Source organism: Flavisolibacter ginsenosidimutans, assembly GCF_007970805.1.
Lineage (GTDB): Bacteria > Bacteroidota > Bacteroidia > Chitinophagales > Chitinophagaceae > Flavisolibacter > Flavisolibacter ginsenosidimutans.
Genome location: NZ_CP042433.1, coordinates 4,247,723 through 4,273,420, shown reverse-complemented (window position 1 = coordinate 4,273,420; position 25,698 = coordinate 4,247,723). Strand labels below are relative to the sequence as shown.

The window sequence follows — 25,698 nt, the reverse complement described above, 5'->3', positions numbered from 1 at the left end:
GCATTTTGACTTTTGAATTTTTACGTTTCTATTACCGCCTTCAAACTCAAATCCAAACTATTTGCTTGGTGAATCAATCCGCCCACGCTTACGTAATCAACGCCGGCGGCTGCGTAGCTTTCAATTGTATCAAGGTTAACGCCGCCACTGGCCTCGGTTTCAAATTCATCACCAATCAATTCTACGGCCTCTCTTACTTGCGCCGGAGAAAAATTGTCAAGCATCACACGAAACACTTTTCCCTTTCCGATTTTCAACACCGTTCTTGCGTCGTCAAGATTTCTTGTTTCCACTTCAATTTTTAAATCAGGACGATAGGCCTGCACGTAATCATACGCTCTTGAAATGGCCGCCTCCAGGCCGCCGCTGTAATCAATGTGGTTGTCCTTCAGCATGATCATGTCAAACAACCCAAAGCGGTGATTAACGCCGCCGCCAATGCGCACGGCTTCTTTCTCAAGCAAGCGAAAATTAGGCGTTGTTTTTCGCGTGTCGAGCAACTTTGTTTTGTATCCTTTCAGCTTATCGGTGTATTGCTTGGTTAACGTAGCAATGCCGCTCATGCGCTGCATACAATTGAGCACGAGACGTTCCAACTGCAAAATAGTGTGAACGAAAGTTTCCACGTCAAACGCAACCTCGCCGGGTTTCATTTCTTCCCCGTCTTTTTTATAACGAACGAAGTTTGCCGAAGGCTTTTTGTATTTGAAAATTTTCTCGGCAACGTCCACGCCGGCAAGAATGCCTTCCTGCTTAATTTTTAAAACCGCTTTGCCCGTTACGTCAGCCGGAATACACGACAGTGTAGAATGATCACCGTCGCCCACATCTTCCTTTAAAGCCGCATCTACCAGTTTATAAAGCCGTGCATCAAAATCTATCATGGCTCAAAAATAAGGCGGGAGCAATCGTCGTATTTATCAATCCAAGCAGCGTTTACAACGCGTCGGCAGTCCGCAACAGGTCCACCGGATGAGCTTTCGAACGTCATCGAAATGACAAGATTTCTTAAAAGAAAAAATTATATTCGTTGTCTTCTTAACAAACAAACACACACCAACTTCATGAAAATTCCAAGAATTGCAGGTACAATTCTGCTTGCTTGCTTTGCGCTCCTTTCCACGGCGCAGGTACAACGGGTTACCGAGAACCAGGTCGGTATTTCCCGGAGACTTCAACAAGAAATAGACGAGGCAAAAGACCCCGCTCTTGGCTACGTTCCGCAGGCAAGGCTGGTGCAGGCCTACCGCACAAGGCAGGCGAGACTGGCCCAAATTCAACAAACGAGTCGCGCAACACTTTTTAACTGGACCGAACGCGGCCCGAACAGCGACGTTACGGGTCCAAGCAACGGCAACACAAGGCCGGGAAACGGTAAAACCTCCGGAAGGGTAAGAGCGATTTGGGAAGACTTGGGCGACGCCACCGGCAAAACGGTTTGGATAGGTGGTATTGACGGCGGCCTTTGGAAAACGAACGACATTACCGCAAGCCCTGCCACTTGGACGCCGATTAATGACTTCTTCGGAAACTTGGCCGTATCAAGCATTTGCCAAGATCCTACCGATCCAAACATCATTTACTTTGGCACCGGCGAGAAGGCCATCAATGCCGACGCCGTACGCGGCGCGGGCATTTGGCGAAGCGCCGATCACGGCGTTACGTGGGACGTGATGCCGGGCAGTTCCGCTCTTTGGAACGTGAGCAAAGTGGTGTGCGACGCCAGCGGCAATTTATACGTGGCTTGTAACTCTCTTTCAAATAACCAGGGCTTGCAACGCTATACAAAAGCTACCGGTGTCTGGGACAACATTACACCTTCGGGGCTTGACCCGCGAGTGCCCGACATTGAGTTAAGCAGTACCGGCCGGCTGCACGTTAGCTGTGGTTATTACAACAGTGCGTCAACAAGCTCGGGCTATCGATATACAGATAATCCCGCAACGGTTACCCCTACTACCTGGACATCTCCGGTAACGACTTTTTCGCCGGTTCAATACAACGTTGACTTGGCAAGCAGCGGAACTACGGTTTATGCCTTGCCTTCGAGTAGCAGCTTTGACGTAAGTACGATTTACAAATCAACCGACGGTGGCGCACACTGGAGCGCTACCGGCACTACGCCAGCGTTTACCAGCGGACAAGCCTGGTATTGCATGGGCATTGCGGTTGATCCAACCAATGCTAACAACGTTATTGTGGGCAGTCTTGACTGCTACAAAACAACCAACGGCGGTTCAACCTGGACAAAGATTAGCGAATGGGTGGGCACCACCGGTCAATACGTTCATGCCGACCAGCACATTATATCCTGGCGGAGCAATAGCCAGGTACTGATTGGCTCGGACGGCGGCGTGTTTTATTCGCCCAACGCCGGCACAACAATTTCGGACCGAAACGCAGGACTGCGCATCAAGCAATTTTACGCTGTTGCCGTTCACCCTACTTCAACCGATTATTTTTTGGCCGGCGCACAAGACAACGGCGTTCATCAACTGAACAGCCCGGGATTGAGTTCTTCGGTTGAAGTGACCGGCGGCGACGGTGCTTTTGTGCACATTGACCAAAACCAGCCGCAATACCAATGGGGTTCTTATGTGTACAACCAATACCGCAGAAGCACCGACGGCGGCAACACCTGGACTTCGGTAAACTACAGTAGCAGCGCGGGCAGGTTCATCAACCCCACTGATTATGACGATGCTGCTAACGTCATGTACTGCAGCGGAAACGCCAATACCTATCTGCGTTGGAGCAACCCGCAATCGGGCAGCACGTTTACCGCGGTTACCATGAACGGATTGAACAGCGGCAAAGTATCAGCCGTGAAGGTATCACCATACAGCAGCAACACCGTATTTTTCGGTGGTGGCGGCAGCGGTATCACGCCTTCACTCATCAAGGCTACAAATGCTAATGCCACTCCAACCTTTACCAGCATTATCGGTTCGGGCATGACAACGGCAAGCGCCAACATTTCTTCCATTGAATTGGGTACGGACGAACAGAACATTATCGTTGCCTATTCCAATTACGGCATCAATAATTTGTTTGTAACAAACGATGGCGGCGCCACGTGGTCAGCGATTGACGGGAACTTGCCCGACATGCCCGTGCGCTGGGCCATGTTCTACCCGGGCAGCAACACGAAGGCTATCATTGCCACGGAAACCGGTGTTTGGCAGACAGAACAGATTAACGGAGCGGCTACGGTTTGGGACCCGGAAACAGGCTTTCCGAACGTACGCACAGACATGCTGCAATACCGCGCAAGCGACGGCTTGCTTTCGGCCGCAACGCACGGCCGTGGTTTGTTTACCACTATCCTTGGTGCGGCGCCGTCTTGCGGTACCGTTACGGGTTTAAATGCATCTGCAATTACTACCAATTCTGCAACGGTTGGCTGGACGGCCGTAAGCGGAGCGGTAAGCTATGATGTGGATTATAAACTGAATTCATCAAGCACCTGGACAAACGCAGCCACCGGCACAACAAATCTTTCGGTGAATTTAACAGGCCTCACCGAAAATTCGTTGTACGATTACCGGGTTCGGGCCAATTGCAGCAGCGCAACAGGTGCTTATGCACAGGCACAGTTTACCACATCTTCGACAAGCTGCGGCACACCAAGCAATTTGAACGCATCTTCCATTACAACCACCAGCGCTACCGTAGGCTGGTCATCTGTGAGCGGTGCATTGAATTATGATGTGGACTATAAGCTGAATTCATCCGGCACATGGATTAATTCAGTCACCGGCACAACAAGCCTTTCGGTAAACCTTAGCGGTTTGACGGGTAATTCTTTGTATGATTACCGGGTTCGTGCAAACTGTAGCAGCGCCAGTAGTGCCTATGCGCAAGCGCAATTCACAACGGCGGCAATCGTTACTTGTCCCAGTACTTACGACGTAAGTACCAACGGTACGGCGAGCGGTGCAGCAGCCATTCCACTTAATACCGATATAAAAGGCCAGATCAACCCAAGTGGCGATAACGATTATTACCAGTTTACCATTACTACTGCTGGCACAGCTACCATTACGTTAACCACTCTGCCGGCCGATTACGACATTCGTTTGTACAGCAGCAACGGAACATCGCAATTGGCTACCTCGTCAAACAACGGCACGGCCAACGAAACCATTAGTCGCAATTTTTCAGCCGGCACGTATTACGTAAAAGTTTATGGCTACAAAGGCGCATACAACGCTACGTCCTGCTATACGTTGAGGGTGCAACTGGGTACAGCCACTGCTCCCGAATTGCCCGCAGTAAATGTGGGAGATCTTCTGGTGAAGGTGTTTCCAAATCCCACGAGAGATAAGTTAAGCGTGTATGTAATTGGAGACAACACCCGTAAAAACCTTGCGGTGTACGACGTGACGGGAAGAGCAGTGTATGCCGGTCAGCTAAACGAAATGTTTACGACCTTAAGCCTGCAAAAACTCAAGAAAGGCCTGTACGTTGTAAAAATTTCTGATCAGAACGGCAAAGTTTTATACACAGAGAAGATTTTAAAAGACCAATAAGACATAGGACAGATAAAAGAAATCCCGCCAGGTGTTTGGCGGGATTTCTTTTATCTGTCCTTTTTATTACATCGGTTGAAACCTGATTTCTTTTACCAATTGCGCCTTGTTCTTTTCGGTCATAAAAAACGTGGTGCGAAAACTTCCGGCCTTTGTCACCAACGTACCGATGCAAAACTGGCTGCCGCCGTTCTCGCCGCGGTATTTTACTTCAAAGCTTTTTACGCCGTTGGTGTTAAAAAAGTCCTGCAAAATCACAATCGCCTGCTGGCGGCTGTAATTGTCCGTTTTTGATGGCAGCGATATTTCCAGATTGGCATCTACGTACTTGGCCAGTTCTGTAGCGTTGCCGTTTCGCAATGCGCCAATTACGTCGTCCAGCCCACCAACCGGTTTAAAAGCCGATGCCAAAAAGAGCAGCGCAACGCAGGTTAGTGTAACGAACTTTTTCATAGACAAGAATTTGATTCGGCCTGCCAAGAGCGAAAAATATGCCATAAAGAAGAGGGCGTTTTTGCCCACCCAAAATAAACAAAAGCTTTGCGAAAGGGCATAGATTTGCGCCCACAAACAAGTTTATGACGCCGAACCGAAAAGTTATCCTGCTCATTATGGACGGCTGGGGATTGGGACAAGTGCCTTCGTCAGACGCCATCCAAAATGCGAACGTACCTTTTGTTTCCTCTTTGTACGCCAAATATTCCAACACAACCCTGATCACCTGCGGCGAGGCCGTGGGTCTGCCGGAAGGGCAGATGGGAAATTCTGAGGTTGGGCACCTAAATCTTGGCGCGGGTCGCATCGTTTACCAGGAACTGCAGCGCATTAACGTTGCCGTTCGCGAAGGTGAATTGCAAAAGAATCCTGTACTGCTACAAAGCATCAGCTATGCAAAAGAGGCCAACAAACCACTGCATCTTTTGGGCTTGGTAAGTAACGGCGGCGTGCACTCGCACATCAATCATTTAAAGGCTTTGTTGGACGTTTGTAAAGAACAAGGGTTGACAAACGTTTTCATTCATGCCTTCACCGATGGCCGCGATACCGATCCCAAAAGTGGACTGGGATTTATAACAGAATTGGAAGAACACACTCGCCAATCAACCGGTAAGATTGCTACCGTAAGCGGTCGCTATTACGCCATGGACCGCGACAACCGTTGGGAACGTGTTAAGCTGGCTTACGATGCAATGGTAAGAGGGGAAGGGCAAAAAAACCGCAGTGCCACGGAAGCCGTCGCACAATCTTATCAGGAAAATATAACCGACGAATTCATTAAACCAACGGTAATTACAAATGAGGACGGCAGCCCGATAGCAACGATACAAGACGGCGATGCAGCGATCTGTTTCAACTTCCGCACCGACCGCTGCCGCGAGATAACCAAGGCGCTCACGCAGATGGAATTTCCGCAACAGGAGATGAAGCCACTGCATCTGCATTACACCACCATGACCGAGTACGACGCCACGTTCAAAAACGTGCACGTCATTTTTGAAACCGATAACCTGAACAACACGTTAGGTGAAATAATTGAGAAGAATGGCTTGAAACAAATCCGCATTGCGGAAACGGAAAAATATCCGCACGTAACCTTCTTTTTCAGCGGCGGAAGAGAGACACCCTTTGATGGAGAACAACGCATCATGGTGTCTTCACCTAAAGTAGCTACGTATGACTTGCAACCCGAGATGAGCGCACCGGAAGTAACGGCAGCCATTGTTTCCGAAATAGCCAAGGGGGAGGCCGATTTCATTTGCCTCAATTACGCCAATGCCGACATGGTGGGTCACACCGGCGTTTGGAACGCTGTGATAAAAGCCGTAGAAACCGTGGACAGTTGCGTAGCACGGGTAGTAACCGCTGCGCTGGAAAACGGTTATACAATTTTTCTCACTGCCGATCACGGAAACGCGGATTATATGATCAACGCCGACGGTACGCCCAACACAGCGCACACTTTAAACCCGGTTCCGTTTTTTATTATCGACAAGGAATGGAAAGGGCAAATCAAATCCGGAAAACTCGGCGACCTTGCACCGACAATTTTAACCGTTATGAACCTGCCCATTCCCAAAGAAATGACGGGCACCGTCTTGATTTAACCATTTGCCCAAGCACATAATTGGTAAGCCATTCACGATAAACGGTGAATGGCTTTTATTTTTCGCCGACAGTGCAGCATTCGACCCAAAAATTTGTCTAACTTTCAGGCAACCAAAGTAAGCCTATGACAGAGGAAGCCCTTTTGCAAGGTTGTATCCGCAACAACGCTGCCGCACAAAAAGAACTCTATGACCGCTTCAGTCATAAAATGTTTGCCGTGTGTTACCGTTATGCGCACAACCGCGAAGATGCAGAGGACATGCTGCAAGAAGGATTTATCAAGGTGTTTTCGCAGATCCACAAATTCGAAGGCCGCGGCGCACTGGAAGGTTGGATACGGCGCATCATGATTCATACCTGCATCAACATTTTAAAAAAGAACAAGCGCTTTAACGAAAGCGTGGACCTCATTCACGCAACCGCTTTGCAGGTACGGGAAGAATCGGTTCCCTCGCTCATTCAGGCCAAAGAAGTGGTGGAGTGCATTCGCATGTTGCCCATGGGTTACCGCACGGTGCTGAACCTTTACGCCATTGAAGGTTTCTCACACAAAGAAATTGCGGCCATCCTTGATGTGGAAGAAAGCACAAGCCGAAGCCAATACACAAGAGCAAAAGCAATGCTCGAAGATATTTTGGTAAAGAAAAACATCATCTATAAACCAAAGGAGCAGCTTTACGCTGCCGCAGGGCGCTAACGACCCTGAAACTGCGACTGATTATGAAGAGAGATTTTACACATGAAAACTTCGAGGACTTCTTAAAACGAAGTGCCGATGGCTTGCGAATGAAAGCACCGGACAAGGTTTGGCAAAACCTCTCCAAAGAATTAAACAAACGCCGGCGCCGCTTTGCTTTTGGACTTTCTGCTTTACTACTTATTTCATCGGCAAGCGGCTACTACATCATCAATAGTTTTGCGCACGACAAAATTTCTACCCAACAACCAAGCCATCCGGCTATAAAACCAGGTTTGCAAACAGGGATAAATAAGGAAGAGAATACAGAAACAACCGGTACAACCGGAGCAAAGGTTATTTCCATGCAGCCGAGAATTGATCAACAAACTGCGCCTGGTTTCAATGCTTTGGAAAATAGCGGGAAAGTTATCGCATTGAATTTCGACAAGCAGCTACCAAATATTAAAAAACAAGAAATGACCGGGACGGAAACCGAACCGGAAAGCGTTTTTACCCCTATTACGGTTGATGCTTATACCGATGAGTCCGAAGTTACTGCCCCTGTAGAAGCAATGCAGGGACTTAAAAAATCCGACGAGACCTTTCCCTTCACGATTGAAAGTGTAATCAATTCATACAAGCCAAAGTCAAAACATTTTGAAACGCAATTGTATTTCACTCCCACTATCAGCTACCGCAAACTGGCTGAAAATAAATCCTATTTGCGTGGCCTCACCCCATCGGCTATACCGGCGGGTTATCCTGCCCTCGGCAGCAGCGTAAACAGCTACGTTACGCACAAACCGGCTATTGGCTTTGAGGCCGGCTTTGTTGCAAAATATCTGCTTTCCAACAGCGTAAGAATTCGTTCGGGCCTGCAGTTTAACGTAAACCGCTACGATGTAAAAGCTTTCAGTTCTTCGGGTTCTATTGCGACCATTGCGCTTAATAACGGTTCGGGAATTGATTCGTTGCATACCTATTCTACCTACAGCAACCTTTCCGGCTACAAATCCGACTGGCTGCAAAACCTTTCGTTCCAGCTATCGGCTCCTGTCGGTGTGGAGTATCTTTTCAAAGGCACAGACAAAATGCGTTTTGGCCTTGCCACCACCGTACAGCCCACCTATATTTTGGGCGACCGGGCTTACCTGATTACAACTGACTATAAAAATTACATTGAAGTTCCCTGGCTCATTCGACGCTGGAACGTAAACACGGCTTTTGAAACTTTCGTTACGCTTCAGGGTGCGAAAACGAAATGGCAAATCGGACCGCAAGTGCGTTACCAGTTGCTGTCGAGTTTTATCAGCAAATACCCGGTTAAGGAAAACCTTTTTGATTTTGGCTTGAAAGTCGGTGTGACGTTAAACAAATAATTAAACAGAAAACGTCTCTAAATGCCGTCGCACAACGCCGCGACGGCATTTTGCTTTAAAACAGCTTCACCCCAAGTTTTCACTTCTTTCGTTACAATTGCAAGCCTCCTGTTTGTGGTCATTGCCTAATTTTATCGGATGAATCGCATTATCCTTGTTTCAATCATTTGGTTTGGATTGATTGCCTGCAAAAGCCGAAAGAAAAAAGCCGACGTACCCGCCACCAATTTTTTTCCTGCTGCAACCTACATTCGCGGGGAATTGAAGCGCCTCGACACCGCGCAGCTTTCGTTCACAAAAATTGAAACAGAAAACGGCCGTGCCGACACCGTTGCCATCAAAAACACCGAGGTTCGGCAATACGCAAAAGACTTCGTTGACCTGCCTGACATTTCCCTGCCGGAACTGAAAGACGATTACGAGGTTTCGCAGCTTTACGACGACATGCAGGAAGCTTTTGTTTTTCATTTTACTACGAAAGAGGCACACACGTTGCGGGAAGAAAACATCACCGTTGACCCGCAGCCGAACGCAGCCGGCAAGAACGATATCAAATCCATTTACGCAAAGCTGGAACAAGACAGCAGCAATGTTCCGGTAACAAAGATCCTGATGTGGGAAGCCGGCACCGGATTTTACACCACTACCGCTGTAGAAACACCGGGCAAAGGTGAGCAAATAAAAAAAGTACGGATCGTTTGGAACAGCCCCGCAGGGCAAAGTAAATAAGGAACATTGTATGACGCAGAAAGAATTTCAGGAGATAGCCGGAACCCTGCCGCAGGAACCCGGAATTTACAAATACTTCGACGACGCCGGAACGCTTTTGTACGTGGGCAAGGCAAAGCACATTCGCAAGCGGGTAAGCTCGTATTTTACAAAAACACTGGCAAGCTACAAGACGCACGAACTGGTGAAGCGCATCCGCCGCATTGAGTTTACCATCGTGCACACGGAACAGGATGCCTTTTTGTTGGAGAACTCGCTCATCAAACAGTTTCAGCCGCTCTTCAACATCAATTTAAAAGACGACAAAACCTATCCCTACATCGTTATTAAAAACGAACCCTTCCCACGCATTTTTTTAACGCGGCAAAAGATTGAAGACGGCTCGCAGTATTTCGGACCTTATACATCTGTCGGAAAAGTGCGGGAACTTTTAAACTTCATCAAGCAAACCATTCCCTTGCGCACCTGCCCGCTAAACCTAACCCAGCGAAACATTGAAAAGGGCAAGTTCAAGGTTTGTTTGGAATTTCACCTGGGCAATTGCAAAGGCCCCTGCGAGGCGCATCAGAGCAAAGAAGATTACGACGAAAACGTTCACCAGATCAAGAACATTTTAAAAGGCAATCTTTCGGCGGTTATTCAGCATTTTAAAAGAGAAATGAAGGGCTACGCCGAAGCACTGGAGTTTGAAAAAGCCGAAACCGTTCGCAAGAAAATAACTTATCTCGAAACGTATCAGTCGCGTTCTATCGTCATCAATTCAACCTTAAAAGACGTGGATGCTTTCACCATTGAACAAATTGACGGTATTGCTTACGTCAATTACCTGATGGTAAACAACGGCGCCATCATTCAAACCAAAACTATTAAGGTAGAAACGCATCTGGATGAAACGCCGGAAGAAATTCTGGCCGGTACCATTGCGCAGTTGAGAACCTTGTTTAACAGCGAGGCCAAGGAAATTGTGGTGCCTTTGGAAATTGAATACAACGAGCCGGAGACTGTATTAACCGTGCCCAAAGGCGGTGACAAGAAAAAGCTTTTGGAGCTTTCGCAGAAGAACGTGCAGTATTTTATCGACGGCATCAAGAGCAAGGAGAGGCTGCAACTGCTGCACAACCGGGATAAATCGGAGGTGCTGTTGCAAATTAAAGAAGACCTTCAGTTGCCTGCTGTACCGCAACACATTGAATGTTTCGACAACTCAAATTTTCACGGCAGTTATCCGGTTTCGGCCATGGTTTGTTTTAAAGACGGTGAACCGAGCAAAAAAGACTACCGTGTTTTCAACGTAAAAACAGTCGAAGGCATCAACGACTTCGCCACCATGAAAGAAGCGGTTTACCGCCGCTATAAACGCCTGAAAGAAGAATTACAAGCCTTCCCTCAATTGGTGATTATTGACGGCGGCAAAGGCCAATTAAGCGCCGCTAACGAAGCTCTTGAAGAATTAAGACTGCAAGGGCAAATGACGCTGGTAGGATTGGCCAAGAATGAAGAGGAATTGTTTTTTGTTGGCGACCAAGAATCATTAAAACTTCCTTACGATAGCGAAAGCCACAAACTCATTCGTCGCATACGTGATGAGGTGCATCGTTACGGCTTGAACTTTCACCGCGAAAAACGCAGTAAGGGAACTTTTAAAAACAGCCTGGAAGACATCAAAGGAATCGGTAACAACACGGCAAATATTCTGCTCAAAACCTTCCGTTCCATCAACAACATTAAGAAGCAACCCGAGTCAGAACTCGCAAGAGTGGTTGGTGTTTCCAAGGCAAAGATTTTAAAAAACTATTTTGAACAGCAGAAAGAGAATGAATAACGAGCGACCGGCAAGAACGGCAAATAGCAAATGATTGTTTTGAACGACGAGCTTTCGCTCCCTGGTAATTTGTTCTTGTTGTGTATCGGTACTGGTGAAAAAGAAAAAGGGCTGGATGGAAATCCTGCCCCGTTTTAAAATCCAATATCCTATGAAAAACCGAGGTAAAAATACAACCTCCTTTCACATTTCCTATGCGTAGTTTCCACAATTTTTTTCAACTCCGTTGCATTACGCATGAGAAAATATACCAGCACCGGTTATTCTGCTGGAGTTCTCTATAAACAAAAATCCCATCCGAAAGCGGATGGGATTCGTATAAATTTAAGAAAGATCAATACGACCAAAGGTCCTGCTCGTAATTAAAGATTCGGTCTTTAATGTTGTCGCCTTCCAGTAAAGCAAGGATCGGATCCTTGATCATTTGACGGATGGTTTTGTTGCCTGGGTTGTCCAGCGTTGATTTGGTGACGTACGAAGAGAACATGCGGCTCTCAAACAATTCTTCCCAAGTCATTCTCTGCGCACCCATATTCTTAGCATTGTACACTTCGTAGCGCGCCAGCGTTGGACGCAAATCTGGGTAATAAACCCAGAACATAACCGACGATCCCAATTCTTTGCGAGTACCTTCAACGTATTCGGTTTTCAGCGGAGCGATGCCAATGATTCGGCAAACCATGCGGCTGATTTCGCGGTCAAAAATCCATTGTTCCTTGATGCGGAATTTTTTGATGTCGTCGGGGTTGAAATTCTTCTTCACCACACGCAGGCTTTTGATCTTCGATGCGTCCTGAAGGTCGTAAACCGGTATGGTGTCGTTTGTTCCACCCGATGCTCTTTTCGCCACTTCAGGCAAAGCCAACGGGGTTGTAAAGCGTTCGTCATCAAAAGCCGTTACTTTTCCGTCCTGCACCGCTTTTAAAAGAATGCTGATGAAGTTTTGGTCACCGTTATCTTCCTGGCCTTTGAAGTTAAACGTTTGGTTCATCTTTTCGCGCAAATCCAATTCACGCCAAACCGTTTCGGCATACAAGGCATCGTCAAGTCGCAAAAACTCATAGGGCAATGGCGTTCTTTCGTTCAGGATAGAATCTTTGAAGCCAAACGCATTGTCAGGACGCATGGATTTACCGCTACCGGTTGTTGAACCCGCACCGGAGCTGTCCACTTCAACGGGAAGCTTTCCGTAAGCGCTAAAGTTTGTTGGAGCTGACGTATTGTTGTTTTGTTGCGTGGGTGCACCAGTTGATGCGTTGTTTCCGTTATCCCGGCTGGTACTGTTGCGTGGTCTTCTTTGCGCCTTAGCATCATGTACTAACAGTCCAAAACTGAAAGCAAACAAACAAAATTTTATCACCCTTGATTTCATAGTTCCTAGTTGATATTGTAAAATAATGCCGGCAGTTTCATGCGTCTGCCATCGGGGCCTGTGCAATAAAGATTTGTGATGTTTATATTATCACCTGGCTTTGCCATCCCGATCAGTTTTCGTGCCTGAGGCGTAAATTCAGCGCCGGTGACATTTGCTTTGATAATGTCACCATCTTCGTTCAGACCAACCACAGTATATTCGCTAACGTTATAGTGCAACTCAAACGGGAAATCTTTAATACCGGCAAAAATACCCGCTTGATTTGCCAAGGCGGCCGCTGACATAGTTGCGCCACTTGGTTGGCCTCCTATATAAGCTTGAGGAACGGGTACTGTACGTACACGGAATTGAGAAACACCCGCTACTTTGCCATCTACCGATACAGAGATTTTGCAATCGTCCGTTACGCTGCTAACGCGGAAGATGTATTTACCGGCACCTACTTTGGTATAAGAGCCACCGCCACCGTTGATAGACACTTGTACTTTGTCATCGCCGCCACCCGAAGCCGCGATGGTAACCGGGTTGTCAACACCGATGTAAAGCACGTTCATTTTATCAAGAGCGATAGACGCATTGGCCTGACCAACGGTATATTCTACATTGAACGTTCTGGTTTGCGGATTGCCATCCTGGTCAGTGAACGCAACGGTTACCGGAATGCTGTGGTTACCGATGCCGCCGCCATCCAGTTGCTTGATGGCCATGCCTTTGTCATTTAACGGAACAGAAGCGCCGCCAATTGAAATGGTTGGAAGTTTAGACTTGCTGAAAGCACCTAAACCGGCAGTAATCTCTAACTGTTGACCCGGCATTAGGTATTTCGAGTTCTGTCCAACGATGGCCTCGAAGTTATCGTAGCGAACCACAACCTTTCCTACCTGTTGGTGCAAGAAAGTAACGACTTTGTTCTCCGATGTTTTTACATCATTCTGAAACTTGCGCAGCATGGTCAAAGCAGCCACAGTTGGAACCATGTGGAAGTAAGCATCGGCCCAGGTTTTATTGCTTTTGTTTTGCGTAACCGGCATGTCTGTATTAACCTGTAAAGATTTGCTGAATTCTTCTGCAACTTTCGGGTCAATCGCCAGCATTGCCTTGCGGTAATCGTCAAGCTTTTGTTTTAACGTATCGCCAGTCTTTTGGTCAATCATCATCTTGGTAGCAATGTCCTGATTGTCCTCTTTGTACGTCGAATCCTTCTTTTTAGCCGGGTTAAAATCTGCTCTTTCCAGTAAACGTTGACGAAGGCTTTCAATGTAATTATACATTCCAGAAGAAAGGTCTTGCGCATGTTGCGCTTTCGGATACCATTCAGCTGCTTTTACTTTCGTTTTTTCGTCAGCAAGCAGGTCTTGGAAAGATTTCATTACATCGTCGGTTGACGTTGCAATTGTGTGGTTGGTTTTATCGAGGCTGCTGTCCACGGTTTTGAATGCATTCAGAATCTCAGCCGAAACGTTCAGTGCCAACAGGGCTGTCAGCACCAGGTACATCAGGTTGATCATCTTCTGCCGCGGCTCTTTAGGAAGTGCCATAGTCTATTCGGATTTGTTGCGTTGAAGTATAAATTTTTGGTTTAGGTCTTTACGTGATTAACGCCCCTGCATTGCGCTCAGCATGTTGCCGTATATGCCATTCAGTTTCGTCAGGTTGGTAGCCAAACCACCGATTTGCGTCTGTACTTTTTTGGCATCCTCGGCGCTGTTTACCATCACTTCGGTTGTTTCGGCCAGTTTACCGTAGAAACCGTTGAGGGTTTTTAGGTGGTTGTTGCTCTCCTGCAATTCCAATTCGTAAATCGTGTTCAGGGAAGAAAGATTCTTTGTCAAAACCTGAATCTGATCGTGGAAAACACGGGCACCGTCAGAAGCAGCGTTGAAAGCGCCAACAGAATTGGCAGCATTCACATAAGCGTCTTTTACCTGTGTTAAAGCCGATGTTACTTCTTTTGTTTTTGCTGTATAATCACCGGTAGCAGCTACTACATCGGTAATGTCGTTCATGTTGGAGATGGTTGTGTTCAGTTTTTTGAAACCATCGCTCAGGCGGCTCAGGTTTGCAGGCGTAATGTCCGCTTCCAATAAAGCCTTGTCCATCTGTCCCAAAACGCGGCCTTGTGGTGTAACAGCATCCACCGCCACTTCTTCGGGATGGCCTGCGCCTTTTTCTGCGGGAAAAATCAGGTAAAGAACACCGTAAAGAGCGAAGATGAGTGCCTCTGTGCTCAAGCCGATCCAAAGCCATGTTTCGGCATCGGGTGCGTGGGTGATTTTGCGTAAAGCGCCCCAGATTACAAGCGAAGCGCCAAAGGAAACTGCGACGTCAACGTATTTACTGATTTTTGGTGGAATTGCGACTGCCATAGAATTGAATTTTAAATGGTTGTTATTTTAGTTTGAGGTTTGACAAATACAGGGGTAAAGAGGTTGTCGCCAACCTCAGTCCCACTAAAACGTTCAAAATTGGAAAAAATTATTTGTGGCCAAATTATTTATGACGGCCGGTTTGTGCAGGCAAATCAATCACCGTACGGAAACCAATGTAAGACTTTGTAGAATCCTGGTATTCGTATGTACGGGTGCCGGTTTGCAGGTAATAACCCACATCTTTCCAGCTTCCGCCGCGAATTACCTTGCGCTTCATCTTGGGAGGATCAGATTCTTTTGCGTTAAAGCGAACATCGGGGTTCATGTCGTGTTGGAACGTATACGAACCTTCATAATAAATTGAAGAAGTCCACTCGGCTACGTTGCCCGCCATGCAGTAAAGGCCAAAATCGTTGGGCCAGTATGCATCTGCACGAACGGTATAGAATCCACCGTCTTCGGGATAGTTACCACGGCCGGGCTTAAAGTTCGCAAGCAGACAGCCTTTTTTGTTTCTCAGGTAATAGTTTCCCCAGGGAAACATGGATTGCGAACGACCACCACGAGCTGCGTACTCCCATTGTGCTTCGGTTGGCAGACGGAAATCGGATTCCTGTACGCGGCCTTTTGATTCAAGGAAGTTGTTCAGGTAAAGTGTGCGCCAGTTACAAAAAGCCTCGGCCATCTTCCAGTTCACGCCTACTACCGGATAGTTTCCAAAAGCAGGGTGAGAAAAATAGCGCTTAGTCATAGGCTCATTGTAAGAATAGGAAAAGTCGCGCATCCAAACCAAGGTATCCGGATAAACAGACACGGGATAACGCTCAAGGAATTGCGAACGGGGCTTGCCGGCGTTTCCGCGATCGGCCGCGGCCTTCAAATCAAAGCGCTCAACCTGATAAACGATTTTGGAGGGATCCAGCTCTTTTTTACCACGAATGCGATCAGGCTCAGGAATGATCAGGTCATTCAACTGTTCCACTATTTTTGGATCGTTCCATTTTACGGTGCGCATTTTGGCGAAATCAACCGTTTGGCTGCCATCCGGATTATCCTTTACATAAGGTGCTCCGAGCTTCTTTGCGGCTACGGAGTCGCGAACCCAGTAAATGAATTGGCGGTATTGGTTGTTGGTAACTTCGGTAGCATCCATCCAAAATCCACTGATGGAAACAGAACGGTTACGGGCACTAAAGGCATAGGCGGGATCTTCATCACTTGGTCCCATGTGAAAGGTGCCTTGTGGAATGTAAACCATGCCCGGAGGTTTGGGGAGAACGTAACGGTTGCCGGGTGCGATGCCGTGTACTTGGCCGTCGTTTGGCAACATGCTGCCTTTGTCTTTTTTACCGATGCCGCAGCTCGCCAGCGATAGGGCCGAAAGAGCAATAAGCACGTAGTAGTGGTTTTTCAACGTCATATACTTAGGTATTGGGCAAATATAATTGTTTGCACTAAAGGACGAGGCAAGGTTAAATAGTTTTTTTCTCATTTCCAATAGTCAAATAGGGCTGACATAAAAACACAAACGGACGTTCATAATGATTATTGTACAAACGCTAAATTATTTGGTCGAAAGGAGCGCCAGTGCTTCATTGAGGGTAATTGTTGGTTGCAGACATGCGTAATTCTTACATAAAAAAATGAGGGTTTTCCCGCCCACTTCCCGGCCCGTTAAAAGGGGGTAATAAGGGTCAGCGTTTGGAGCTGCCATGAGAAGTTTATGTGGAATGAAAGTTTTTTGAATTTGCAACGACAGGCTGGCAAAATTTACGCCGACCACAGCAATCTCTGAAGTGCCCTTAATTGATTCATAGAGCAGGGCAAGCCACATGCCAAACGATGTGGGATATTTGGTTGTTACGTCTGTCATTGCCATGACCGCTTTTTCGGCAAGTTGCCGCCAATCCGGCTTGTCCAAAAGAATTGAGAGCCGGTAAAGGTTGTACGCCATTACCGAATTGCCTGAAGGTGTGGCACCGTCGTATACCTCCTTTTTCCGAAGAAGAATGTCTCGCTGGTCTTCGGCCGTGTAAAAGAAAAGAGGACTGTCTGCACCAGCGTATTTTTTTAAAACAACTTCGGTTAATTGCGCGGCTTTATCCAGGTAAGAAAAATTGGCCGATACCTGCGCCAGTTCAATTAGTGCGGCAATTAAAAAAGAATAGTCATCCAAAAAAGGTGGGTGCTTGGCCTGACCATCTTTCCAACTGTGATGCAGGTCGTTGAAATCGCCAAAGGCGGAAAGCAGGAAGCGCATGTTTTGTTCTGCTACAGTCAAGTAGTGTTCATTTCCGGTGACCGCAAAGGCTTTGCTGTAAGCAAGGTTCATCAGGGCATTCCAGTTCAAAAGGATTTTGTCGTCTAAAAGAGGCCGTATGCGTTTGCTCCGTTCCTGCAGCAGTTTTTGTTTTCCATCGGAGATGAGTTGCACAAGCAGTTCCACCTTCAATCCGTAATTCTTCGCAAATTCCACCATTGGAACTTTGACCCAAGGAACACTCTTCCCTTCCCAGTTCCCACCGGGCTTGATGTCGAAATAATCACAAAAAATTCCTGCTTCATTTCCCAAAACGGTTTTCACCTCTTCGTCATCCCAAACATAAAATTTCCCCTCTTCGCCTTCGCTGTCGGCGTCCAAGGCGCTATAAAAACCGCCCTCTTTGTGCATCAATTCTCTTTCAACAAAGGCTAGCGTTTCGTCAATAACCTGCCGGTAAGCCTCGTTTTTAGTCAGCGCATAAGCATCAGCATAAGAAGATACCAGCAGGGCGTTGTCGTAAAGCATTTTTTCAAAGTGCGGTACCAGCCATTCTGTGTCAGTAGAATAGCGGGCGAAGCCGCCGCCAACGTGATCATAAATCCCACCCTGCATCATTTTGTCGAGGCTCAAAAGTGCTTGGTTTAACGCGTCATGATTTTGCGAGAGATGTCCATAAGCCAATAAGAAATTGATGATGAATGTTTGGGGAAACTTGGGCGCCCGGCCAAAACCGCCCCACTCCTTGTCGGCATTTTTCATGATGTTGGCGAAGGCTTCGTCAATTTGCTTCGCATTAAATGTTGTTTCGGACACCGACAACCCAAAAGAATTGGAAGATGCCAAGTGATTTGTGAGATTCTCTGCCTGCTGGTTAATTTCGTCGCGCCGTTCCCTGAACGACTGCGAAACCGCAAGCAAAACCTCGGTCCAGGAAGCCCGGTTGTATGCCCGCTTGGGCGGAAAATAAGTGCCGCCGTAAAACGGCTTTCCCTCCGGTGTCAGAAACACGTTTAGAGGCCAGCCGCCGTTGCCGGCAATGGCTTGCACGGCATCCATGTAGAGGTGATCAACGTCGGGACGCTCCTCCCTATCCACCTTAATATTCACGAAGTTTTCGTTCATGACAGCAGCCACCTCTTCTTTTTCAAAGCTTTCTCTTTCCATTACGTGGCACCAATGACAGGCCGCATAACCAATACTTACCAACACCGGTTTGTTTTCCGCTTTGGCCCTGTCAAAGGCTTCCTCACCCCAAGGATACCAGTCAACCGGGTTGTGCGCATGCTGTAACAGATAAGGGCTGTTTTCTTTTGCTAAACGGTTAGCCATAAATCAATGTGCTAATTGTAAACGTACTGATATGTCAATGAAAGCTATCGTGATTCTTTCATCAAATCTCGCTTGGAATAGACGTATGCCAATAAAAAGTCCCGCCAGAGCGGGACAATTATTTACAGTGCTAACAGCGTTTACTTTTTTGTTGCTTGTGCCGAAAGATACTTTTCCAGCGCAGCTACCATTGATGGAGCTTGCGGCTGCGGCGCTTTAATTTCGAGTTGAAGTCCCGCTTCTTCCACTGCCTTTGACGTGTTACCGCCAAAAGCGCCAATCACGGTTCCGTTTTGCTTAAACTGCGGAAGGTTATCAAAAAGGCTTCGTACACCGCTGGGCGTAAAAAAGCAAATGACATCGTAATCGTTTTTGATCAGAATTTCTTTTACGTCGTTGCTGGCTGTACGGTACATAAAGGCAAGCGAAAAATCGCAACTGTTTGCTTTAAGCCAACCAGTGATTTCACTGTCCTGCTGGTTTTCAGAGCACACATAAAGAAACTTTTCGTTGCTTTTGTGTTTATTAATAACGTCGAACAAGCTTTTGTTGCTGCCGTCGGCCCCGTAAAAAACCTTGCGTTTGCGGTAGAGAATGAATTTTTGAAGGTAAAGCGCCACCGCTTCGGTAATGCAGAAATACTTTGTGTCCTGCGACACGGCTACTTTCATTTCTTCGCACACGCGAAAGAAATGGTCAATGGCATTGCGGCTGGTTAAGATAACCCCTGAGTGAGTGGCGATGTCAATCTTTTGCCGGCGAAAATCTTTTGCAGGAATAGGTTCGAGCCGGATAAAAGGGTGAAAGTCAAGCTCCACATCGTACTTGCGCTCCAACTCAAAATAGGGCGACTTGTCGCTTTCAGGTCTGGGCTGCGTAATGAGTACTTTCTTCTTTTGTGTGGCCTTTGTTGTGGTCTTAACCCCTGTGTGTTTTACCATAGTGCGGTTCGGCTGACGTTTTGCAAAGTTAAGCTATTTCTCGTAGAATGGTGAACAACAGTTTGTTAATCAGCAACAGCGGGAGAACTTCAAAAGCCGCCAGGTAAAGCAGGAAGTGGAAAAGGTTTATCCGCACCAAGTGATTTATTGAAATAAAGGCAAGAAAATACCGATAGATAAACAAAGCTAAAACAAGTACAACGCTCAGTGTAACAATCGAAGCGTTCGCTCCACCGTAAGTAAACGCAAGCAATACGGTAAACGGCAGCAGGAAAATGCCCAGAATTTTATTTGTGGAAAAGACCACGAAGAGATAAGCATCAGTAGCCTCGGAGAGTTGAAACACCCATCCAAAAAATTTCAGCAATAAAAATTTGGCGGCATAAACAGCGGCAATACCACCGGCGCTGTACAGCACCAATTCAAAAAAAGGCAATCGGTCGTTGTAACCAAACTGCTGAATCAGCTGGCTAACAAAAACCGCGGCGCTGAGCACAAAAAACAAGTTGAAGAACAGAGAAGGCAGAGGATTTTGTACCAGTTGCTCTTTGATTTGCTTTTGTCGCACGGTAGTTCTGAAATAAGCACTGTACAAATCCGGAAGGTAACGGGGAAAGGCGTTCTTTATCAACGCAAACAGAAGCAGCAAGGCCACCACGGCATAAAAGACGGTGTCCTTCCCTTCCCACTTCCTTTCCGATACCGTATAGCGTACCGGGTCGGTAAAGGTGAAGAAAAGCCGCTTGCGCAGAAGGAAAGAATCGGAGTTCAAAGCGTGTTGCAGGGCAGGCCTTATTGTATCGCGGACAGGCGGCAGAACTTTAGAAAGAGAATCAGCCTGCAACGAGGCCAGCCGAACCGAATCGAGTCGAAGAGAATCGCTTGTCCGCAAAAAACTATTGTGGAGCAGCGAATCTTTCATCGGCAGGGAATCGTTTGGCGGCTGCGAGTTTGCCACCGCCGTCAAGAGAAAGAAAATTATCAGCAAAAAAAATCTCACAGGCCGCAAAAATAGTCGCTCAAAAACAGCATCAAAAGAAAGACACAAAACCAATGTGAATTTTTGACTGCCGAAGATTAAGATTGCTGTCGTCACGCTTGCCCACAGCCCAGGTAACGTTGATCAAGCCTGCCTTTGGCTGAAAAGAAAGCCCCACGCCGGTGCTAATGTATGTATGCGACCGAATTTTTTCCAGCGGATACTTCCCCCACCCGCCATCGGCAAAGGCAAAAAAATTGGAGTTTAAACCCGTCAGCAGCCGGAACTCCACCGTACCCACGCCGTATTGCGACACAAACTGGCTTTCTTCATCAAAACCGCGCAGCAGGCGGTTTCCGCCAATCATGAACAATTCGTTTCGAAACACGTTGGCGCTTTGGTAAACGCCGAAGTTCCCGCCCAGTTTCAAGGTGGTTTGTTTGCCCAGTTGAACGTATTGTGCCCCGGCCGCTGTTATTCGAAATTGATAAGCCTTCAGCTTAACCGTGTCGTACAGGCTTTCAAATTTGAACGAAGGATCGGACGGGTCTTGCAATTCAAGAATGAGGTTGTTCTTTTTAATATTTTTCGTGCCGGCCGAAGCGTTCACCAAAAGCTGGCTGCCCTTTCGCGGGTTGTAACGGTAATCGGTGTTGTTGAAATCGTAACCAATGCCCAGGTTAAACGAACTGACGTCGGCTTCAAGTGGCAATTGTTTGGTTTGAACGATGGCTGCTGCATCGATGCCATTCACGATGGATTGCCGCCGTTGCAAAAAAACCGAAGCCGTTTGCTTCTCGCCTAGCCGGTAGTTAACGCCGAGGTTCATGTTCAGGTTCAGAAAGAAAGAATCGCGTTTGTACATGTCCAGCGAAAACGTGGCGCCGAAGGGTGATTTAAAAATGTAAGGCTGCTCGTACAAAAGGTTAAGCCGCGGCGAACCTTTCTGCAATTGCTGCCACAAAAGACCGATGGTTTCACCATTGCCCAAGGCGTTTTTCAACAATACGTTGGCATCAACGGTTAATTGAAATTTCCGCTGGCCGGTTGCCTGTTCACTGTTGGGTAAAAAACCTACCAGCGCATTAACCTGACTGCTGCGTTTTGCTTTTAAGTAAAGGTTGAGCACCGCGCCTGTTGGCAACATTGAAAGCTGCGCGGGGTTTTCTTCTTCCACATACGAAAGCTCCGAAAGTTTTTTGTTTACGGCCAGCAGCTTTCGCCTGTCGTAAAGTGTGCCGGGCGGCAGGTCAAGATACTTGTACAAAAAATCTGCGTTCACTTTTGCGTCGCCAAAAACCTGCAGGCTGTCAATTTTATAAAGCGGCCCTTCGTCAATGCGCAGCAGGGCCGATACTTCGCCGTTGGCCATTTCAAGGCTGTCCAAATAAGTTTTACCAAACGGGCGGCCGGTTTCTTCCAGGTAATCCAAAATGCGTTTTTGCCAGCCGCCCAACACGCTAAAATCCATCAGGCCTTTCATCGTTGGGAAGCGCACTGCCTCCAGCAGCGGCGCATCGGCTTTCGCTGTGCGAATTAGTCCCCATTTGTATTGCTCGCCAAAGAAAAGAACTACCGTTGCGGCGGAAGAATCAAGCCGCACACTGTCGAGCGATGCGGTAACAAAGCCCCGGGCCCGAAGCAGCGGGAGAAGGCCGGCCACATAAGTGTTGGCGTCAAAGCGGTTGGCAAACTGCCTTGCAAGATTTTGTCTTGCAAGCTGCGCCGAATCATCGGCGATATAAGTAACGGCATAGCCTTGCCCCGCAACCCTTACGCACAAGACTGTTAAAAACAAAAACACAATACTGCGGTACTTTACCTTAGCCATCTTTCCAAAAATAAACGACGCGAAAAAGGATAACGAAGTTGGCCGGAATTTATTTGCACATACCGTTTTGCAAACAAGCCTGTACTTATTGCAATTTTCATTTTGCCACGTCGCTGCGCTACAAAGATGATTTGATTGCCGCGATGCGGAAAGAGATCGTCGCTGAAAAAGAATATTTGAAAGGTGAATCTGTCAACACAATTTATTTTGGCGGCGGCACACCGAGTTTATTGCCGATTGCTGATTGCCGATTGCTGATTGCCGATTTGTTAGAAAACTATCCCGTTGCAGCAGACGCGGAAATTACATTGGAAGCAAACCCCGATGATATCTCAACAGGAAAATTAAAAGCCTGGAAAACCCTTGGCATCAATCGCCTCAGCATTGGCGTGCAAAGCTTTTTTGAAGAAGAATTGCGGTGGATGAACCGGGCGCACAATGCACAACAGGCAATCGGCAATTTGCAATTAGCAAGGAGCGAATTTGACAACATTACAATGGATCTGATTTACGGTTCGCCTTTGCTCACCGATGGAATGTGGATGCAGAACGTACAAAGAGCCGTTGGTTTAAACATTCCGCACCTCTCCTGCTATGCCTTAACAGTGGAAGAAAAAACACCGCTGCACAAAAACATATCACTTCACAAAACGGTTGACGTTGACAGCGATAAACAGGCAAGGCAATTTCTTTTGTTGATGCAATGGCTTCGTACCGCCGGCTACGAACATTACGAGGTTTCCAACTTTGCCAAACCGGGTTTTCGCAGCCGGCACAATTCATCGTACTGGAAAGGCACGCCGTATTTGGGCATCGGGCCTTCGGCACATTCGTTTAACGGCATGGAAAGAAGATGGAACGTGGCGAACAACAGTGCTTACATCAAAGGCACAAGCGAAGGCATTCCGCAACGTGAAACCGAAGTGTTGTCAAGTACGCAACAATTGAATGAGACCCTCATGATTTCGTTGCGAACGATGGAAGGAATTGATTTGAATAAAATTCAGACAACCTGGGGTGAAAATGAAAGAAAGCGCATTGAAAACGATTTAAAAAGATACGTAAGCAACGGCTTGGTAAAGATCAATAACGCTCATGCGCAACTAACCGATGAAGGAATGTTGCGAGCCGATGGCATTGCAAGTGATTTGTTTGTCTGAAGTGCAAAGCAGCCGGACAGTGAATCAGGAAGTTGTACGCTTAATAATATAACAAACGTTATTGTCCCACTGCCATACTCTTGAATTCAAAGAATTACGGCTCAGGAAATCATGCACCGCTTTGGAACAACCCGTCCACATGTAATAATCGTCAAGGATGATTACGCCTCCTTCAACAACGCAATCGTATAAGTTTTCCAGGCAAGTCATCGTTGATGCATACCAGTCGCCATCAAGCCGTAGTATGGCTATCTTTTTGGATTTATCGAACTGCGGAAGTGTTTCGTTGAACCAGCCTTTAACAATGTGTACCCGTTTGGCCCGTGCCAGTTGCATGGCTTCCTGTGCGTATTTCATTTCTGCCCGGCAATTATCAAAATAGGCAGAAGAATCTGTTCGCTCTTGCCAACCTTTTGCATCATCCCCGTCTATCTCCTCTGCATCCGGCAGACCTTCGAAACTGTCGAACAGAAAATACTCTCTGTGTGGGCCAAGCAACGTTGCCATACCGCCGATCATCCCTCCCCGCCAAGTGCCGCATTCAACCACACAGCCTTCCAAATGACCGAACTTTTTCACAACCTCCAAATTACGGACATAAATTCCTAAAGGAATCATTGTATAAGATTTGAACTTTTCAAATATCCTCGTAAGCCGGGGAGCTCTAACAAAATAATATTTATGCGCAAGGAAACCTTTCAACTTTCTGTTCATCAATAACGGCATATAATAGTTTAGATAATCTCTATAGTTGCGCCGTAAGATAGTCCGCGGGATTGGAAAAAATATCTTCGCAGGAAACAAAGAGCCGGTTAAAGTTGAACCGGCTCTTTGTTAAACTAAAATTGACCGGACGTAACATTTTTTTTTGTCGCCTCAATCGTTCTATCCAAATCCTCTTTGCTCAACGCATGGCTCAAAAACCAGCTTTCATAAGCCGACGGCGGCAAATAAATTCCCCTGTCCAACATCCCATGAAAATATTTGTTGAAGAAAGTATTGTTGGCCGACGCTGCCGTAGCAAAATCAACCACGGGCTTGTCGCTGAAATGAACCGAAATCATGCTGCCCATGTGGTTGATAACGAAAGGTTGCCCGCTCTCTTCCAAAACTTTTTGCAATCCATTTTTTAAGTATTCACCTTTCTGTTCCAATTCTGCATAAATGAAAGGATTGCTTTTCAGATGCGAAAGCAAAGTATAACCGGCAATCATCGCAAGAGGATTTCCGCTTAAGGTTCCAGCCTGGTAAACGTTGCCAAGCGGCGCAATGTGCTTCATAATTTCGAATTTGCCACCAAAGGCACCAACGGGCATTCCCGCGCCAATCACTTTTCCATAGGTCACCAAATCGGCATCAATCTTTAGCCGTTCTTGCGCACCACCTTGCGCCAGACGAAAGCCGGTCATTACTTCATCAAAAATGAAAACAATGCCTTCCAAATCGCAAAGTTTTCTCAGGCCTTCTAAAAAACCTTCTTGCGGAAGAATGCATCCCATATTGCCGGCCACGGGTTCAATGATGATAGCCGCAATTTCATCTTTGTTCTCCGCCACTAATTTTTTCACCGCTTCCAAATCGTTGTACGGTGCGGTTAGCGTATCAGCCGACACACCAGCCGTAACACCGGGCACGGTTTGAATATTGAACGTAGCCACACCGCTTCCAGCCTTCACCAAAAAGCTATCGGCATGACCGTGGTAACAACCTTCGAATTTGATGAATTTGTTCCTTCCTGTATAACCTCTTGCCAATCGCAACGCACTCATGCAAGCTTCCGTGCCGCTGCTCACCATACGAATGAGATCAACGTTGGGCACCATGCTTTTTATGAGCTCCGCCGTTTCAATTTCCAGTTCCGTTGGCGCACCAAACGAAGTGGAATCCATCGCCTTTTTTTGAATGGCTTCCACCACCGGTTCAAAGGCATGGCCCATGATCATTGGGCCCCAGGAGTTGATGTAATCAATGTATTGGTTGCCGTCCACGTCGTAGAGGTAAGCGCCTTTTGCTTTTTGCAAAAAGATGGGATTGCCCCCGACACTTTTAAACGCACGAACGGGTGAATTAACACCACCGGGAAGGCTTTGCTGCGCTCTTGAAAAAAGTTCTTCGCTTTTGGATATGTTCATTATCGCTTGTTTGAAGTCTGAAAATAGACATTCCATATCGCGGAGATATGGAATGTCTTTGCAACAAGAGTT

Annotated in this window: 19 protein-coding genes; 7 read left to right on the top strand and 12 right to left on the bottom strand. The window is 47.1% G+C overall.

The window, feature by feature from the left end:
- Positions 1-20 precede the first annotated feature (20 nt).
- Positions 21-884, bottom strand: coding sequence for a carboxylating nicotinate-nucleotide diphosphorylase (gene nadC, locus FSB75_RS18270; RefSeq protein WP_146790430.1), 864 nt, complete (start codon positions 882-884; stop codon positions 21-23).
- 180 nt (positions 885-1,064) lie between these two features.
- Between nadC and FSB75_RS18265 the strand changes: the two genes are divergently transcribed.
- Positions 1,065-4,532 carry a T9SS type A sorting domain-containing protein gene (locus FSB75_RS18265; RefSeq protein ID WP_172623212.1) on the top strand — a complete coding sequence of 1,156 codons (3,468 nt, stop codon included), beginning with the start codon at positions 1,065-1,067 and terminating at the stop codon, positions 4,530-4,532.
- A 66-nt stretch (positions 4,533-4,598) separates the two neighbouring features.
- Here FSB75_RS18265 and FSB75_RS18260 read toward each other — a convergent pair whose 3' ends face one another.
- Positions 4,599-4,985, bottom strand: a complete 387-nt coding sequence (locus tag FSB75_RS18260; RefSeq protein WP_172623211.1) for a DUF4783 domain-containing protein — start codon at positions 4,983-4,985, stop codon at positions 4,599-4,601.
- A gap of 125 nt (positions 4,986-5,110) precedes the next feature.
- On the opposite strand from FSB75_RS18260, the gene gpmI reads away from it, so the two are divergent.
- The 5 genes from gpmI (at position 5,111) to uvrC (ending at position 11,247) form a co-directional block, all read left to right on the top strand.
- Positions 5,111-6,637 (top strand): 2,3-bisphosphoglycerate-independent phosphoglycerate mutase, encoded by a 1,527-nt coding sequence (gene gpmI, locus FSB75_RS18255; protein ID WP_146790424.1) that lies wholly within the window; start codon positions 5,111-5,113, stop codon positions 6,635-6,637.
- 125 nt (positions 6,638-6,762) lie between these two features.
- Complete coding sequence (locus tag FSB75_RS18250) at positions 6,763-7,335, top strand: RNA polymerase sigma factor (RefSeq protein ID WP_146790422.1); 573 nt, start codon at positions 6,763-6,765, stop codon at positions 7,333-7,335.
- 23 nt (positions 7,336-7,358) lie between these two features.
- A complete protein-coding gene (locus tag FSB75_RS18245; RefSeq protein WP_146790420.1) occupies positions 7,359-8,696 on the top strand; it encodes a DUF485 domain-containing protein in 1,338 nt (445 codons plus the stop codon).
- 138 nt (positions 8,697-8,834) lie between these two features.
- A complete protein-coding gene (locus FSB75_RS18240; RefSeq protein ID WP_146790418.1) occupies positions 8,835-9,425 on the top strand; it encodes a hypothetical protein in 591 nt (196 codons plus the stop codon).
- A gap of 10 nt (positions 9,426-9,435) precedes the next feature.
- Positions 9,436-11,247 (top strand): excinuclease ABC subunit UvrC, encoded by a 1,812-nt coding sequence (gene uvrC, locus FSB75_RS18235; protein ID WP_146790416.1) that lies wholly within the window; start codon positions 9,436-9,438, stop codon positions 11,245-11,247.
- A gap of 334 nt (positions 11,248-11,581) precedes the next feature.
- On the opposite strand, the gene porN is transcribed toward uvrC, so the two are convergent.
- The 8 genes from porN to FSB75_RS18195 all read right to left on the bottom strand — a co-directional run bounded on the left by porN (position 11,582) and on the right by FSB75_RS18195 (position 22,334).
- Positions 11,582-12,619 (bottom strand): type IX secretion system ring subunit PorN/GldN, encoded by a 1,038-nt coding sequence (gene porN / locus FSB75_RS18230; RefSeq protein ID WP_146790414.1) that lies wholly within the window; start codon positions 12,617-12,619, stop codon positions 11,582-11,584.
- 5 nt (positions 12,620-12,624) lie between these two features.
- Complete coding sequence (gene porM, locus FSB75_RS18225) at positions 12,625-14,160, bottom strand: type IX secretion system motor protein PorM/GldM (protein WP_146790412.1); 1,536 nt, start codon at positions 14,158-14,160, stop codon at positions 12,625-12,627.
- Positions 14,161-14,217: 57 nt separating this feature from the next.
- Positions 14,218-14,988 carry a type IX secretion system motor protein PorL/GldL gene (porL, locus tag FSB75_RS18220; RefSeq protein WP_146790410.1) on the bottom strand — a complete coding sequence of 257 codons (771 nt, stop codon included), beginning with the start codon at positions 14,986-14,988 and terminating at the stop codon, positions 14,218-14,220.
- Between the two features lie 124 nt (positions 14,989-15,112).
- Positions 15,113-16,411 (bottom strand): T9SS ring complex lipoprotein PorK/GldK, encoded by a 1,299-nt coding sequence (gene porK, locus FSB75_RS18215; protein WP_146790408.1) that lies wholly within the window; start codon positions 16,409-16,411, stop codon positions 15,113-15,115.
- Positions 16,412-16,555: 144 nt separating this feature from the next.
- Positions 16,556-18,583, bottom strand: a complete 2,028-nt coding sequence (locus FSB75_RS18210) for a thioredoxin domain-containing protein (protein ID WP_146790406.1) — start codon at positions 18,581-18,583, stop codon at positions 16,556-16,558.
- A gap of 140 nt (positions 18,584-18,723) precedes the next feature.
- Positions 18,724-19,524 carry a uroporphyrinogen-III synthase gene (locus FSB75_RS18205; RefSeq protein ID WP_146790404.1) on the bottom strand — a complete coding sequence of 267 codons (801 nt, stop codon included), beginning with the start codon at positions 19,522-19,524 and terminating at the stop codon, positions 18,724-18,726.
- Between the two features lie 28 nt (positions 19,525-19,552).
- Positions 19,553-20,446, bottom strand: a complete 894-nt coding sequence (locus FSB75_RS18200; protein ID WP_146790402.1) for a DUF4271 domain-containing protein — start codon at positions 20,444-20,446, stop codon at positions 19,553-19,555.
- 109 nt (positions 20,447-20,555) lie between these two features.
- Positions 20,556-22,334 (bottom strand): BamA/TamA family outer membrane protein, encoded by a 1,779-nt coding sequence (locus FSB75_RS18195; RefSeq protein ID WP_146790400.1) that lies wholly within the window; start codon positions 22,332-22,334, stop codon positions 20,556-20,558.
- Positions 22,335-22,372: 38 nt separating this feature from the next.
- Between FSB75_RS18195 and hemW the strand changes: the two genes are divergently transcribed.
- Complete coding sequence (gene hemW, locus FSB75_RS18190; RefSeq protein ID WP_146790398.1) at positions 22,373-23,494, top strand: radical SAM family heme chaperone HemW; 1,122 nt, start codon at positions 22,373-22,375, stop codon at positions 23,492-23,494.
- Between the two features lie 24 nt (positions 23,495-23,518).
- Here hemW and FSB75_RS18185 read toward each other — a convergent pair whose 3' ends face one another.
- Together FSB75_RS18185 and hemL are read right to left on the bottom strand one after the other, a co-directional pair.
- Positions 23,519-24,112, bottom strand: a complete 594-nt coding sequence (locus FSB75_RS18185; protein WP_172623210.1) for a TylF/MycF/NovP-related O-methyltransferase — start codon at positions 24,110-24,112, stop codon at positions 23,519-23,521.
- 221 nt (positions 24,113-24,333) lie between these two features.
- Positions 24,334-25,626, bottom strand: coding sequence for a glutamate-1-semialdehyde 2,1-aminomutase (hemL, locus tag FSB75_RS18180; RefSeq protein ID WP_146790393.1), 1,293 nt, complete (start codon positions 25,624-25,626; stop codon positions 24,334-24,336).
- Positions 25,627-25,698: the final 72 nt, after the last annotated feature.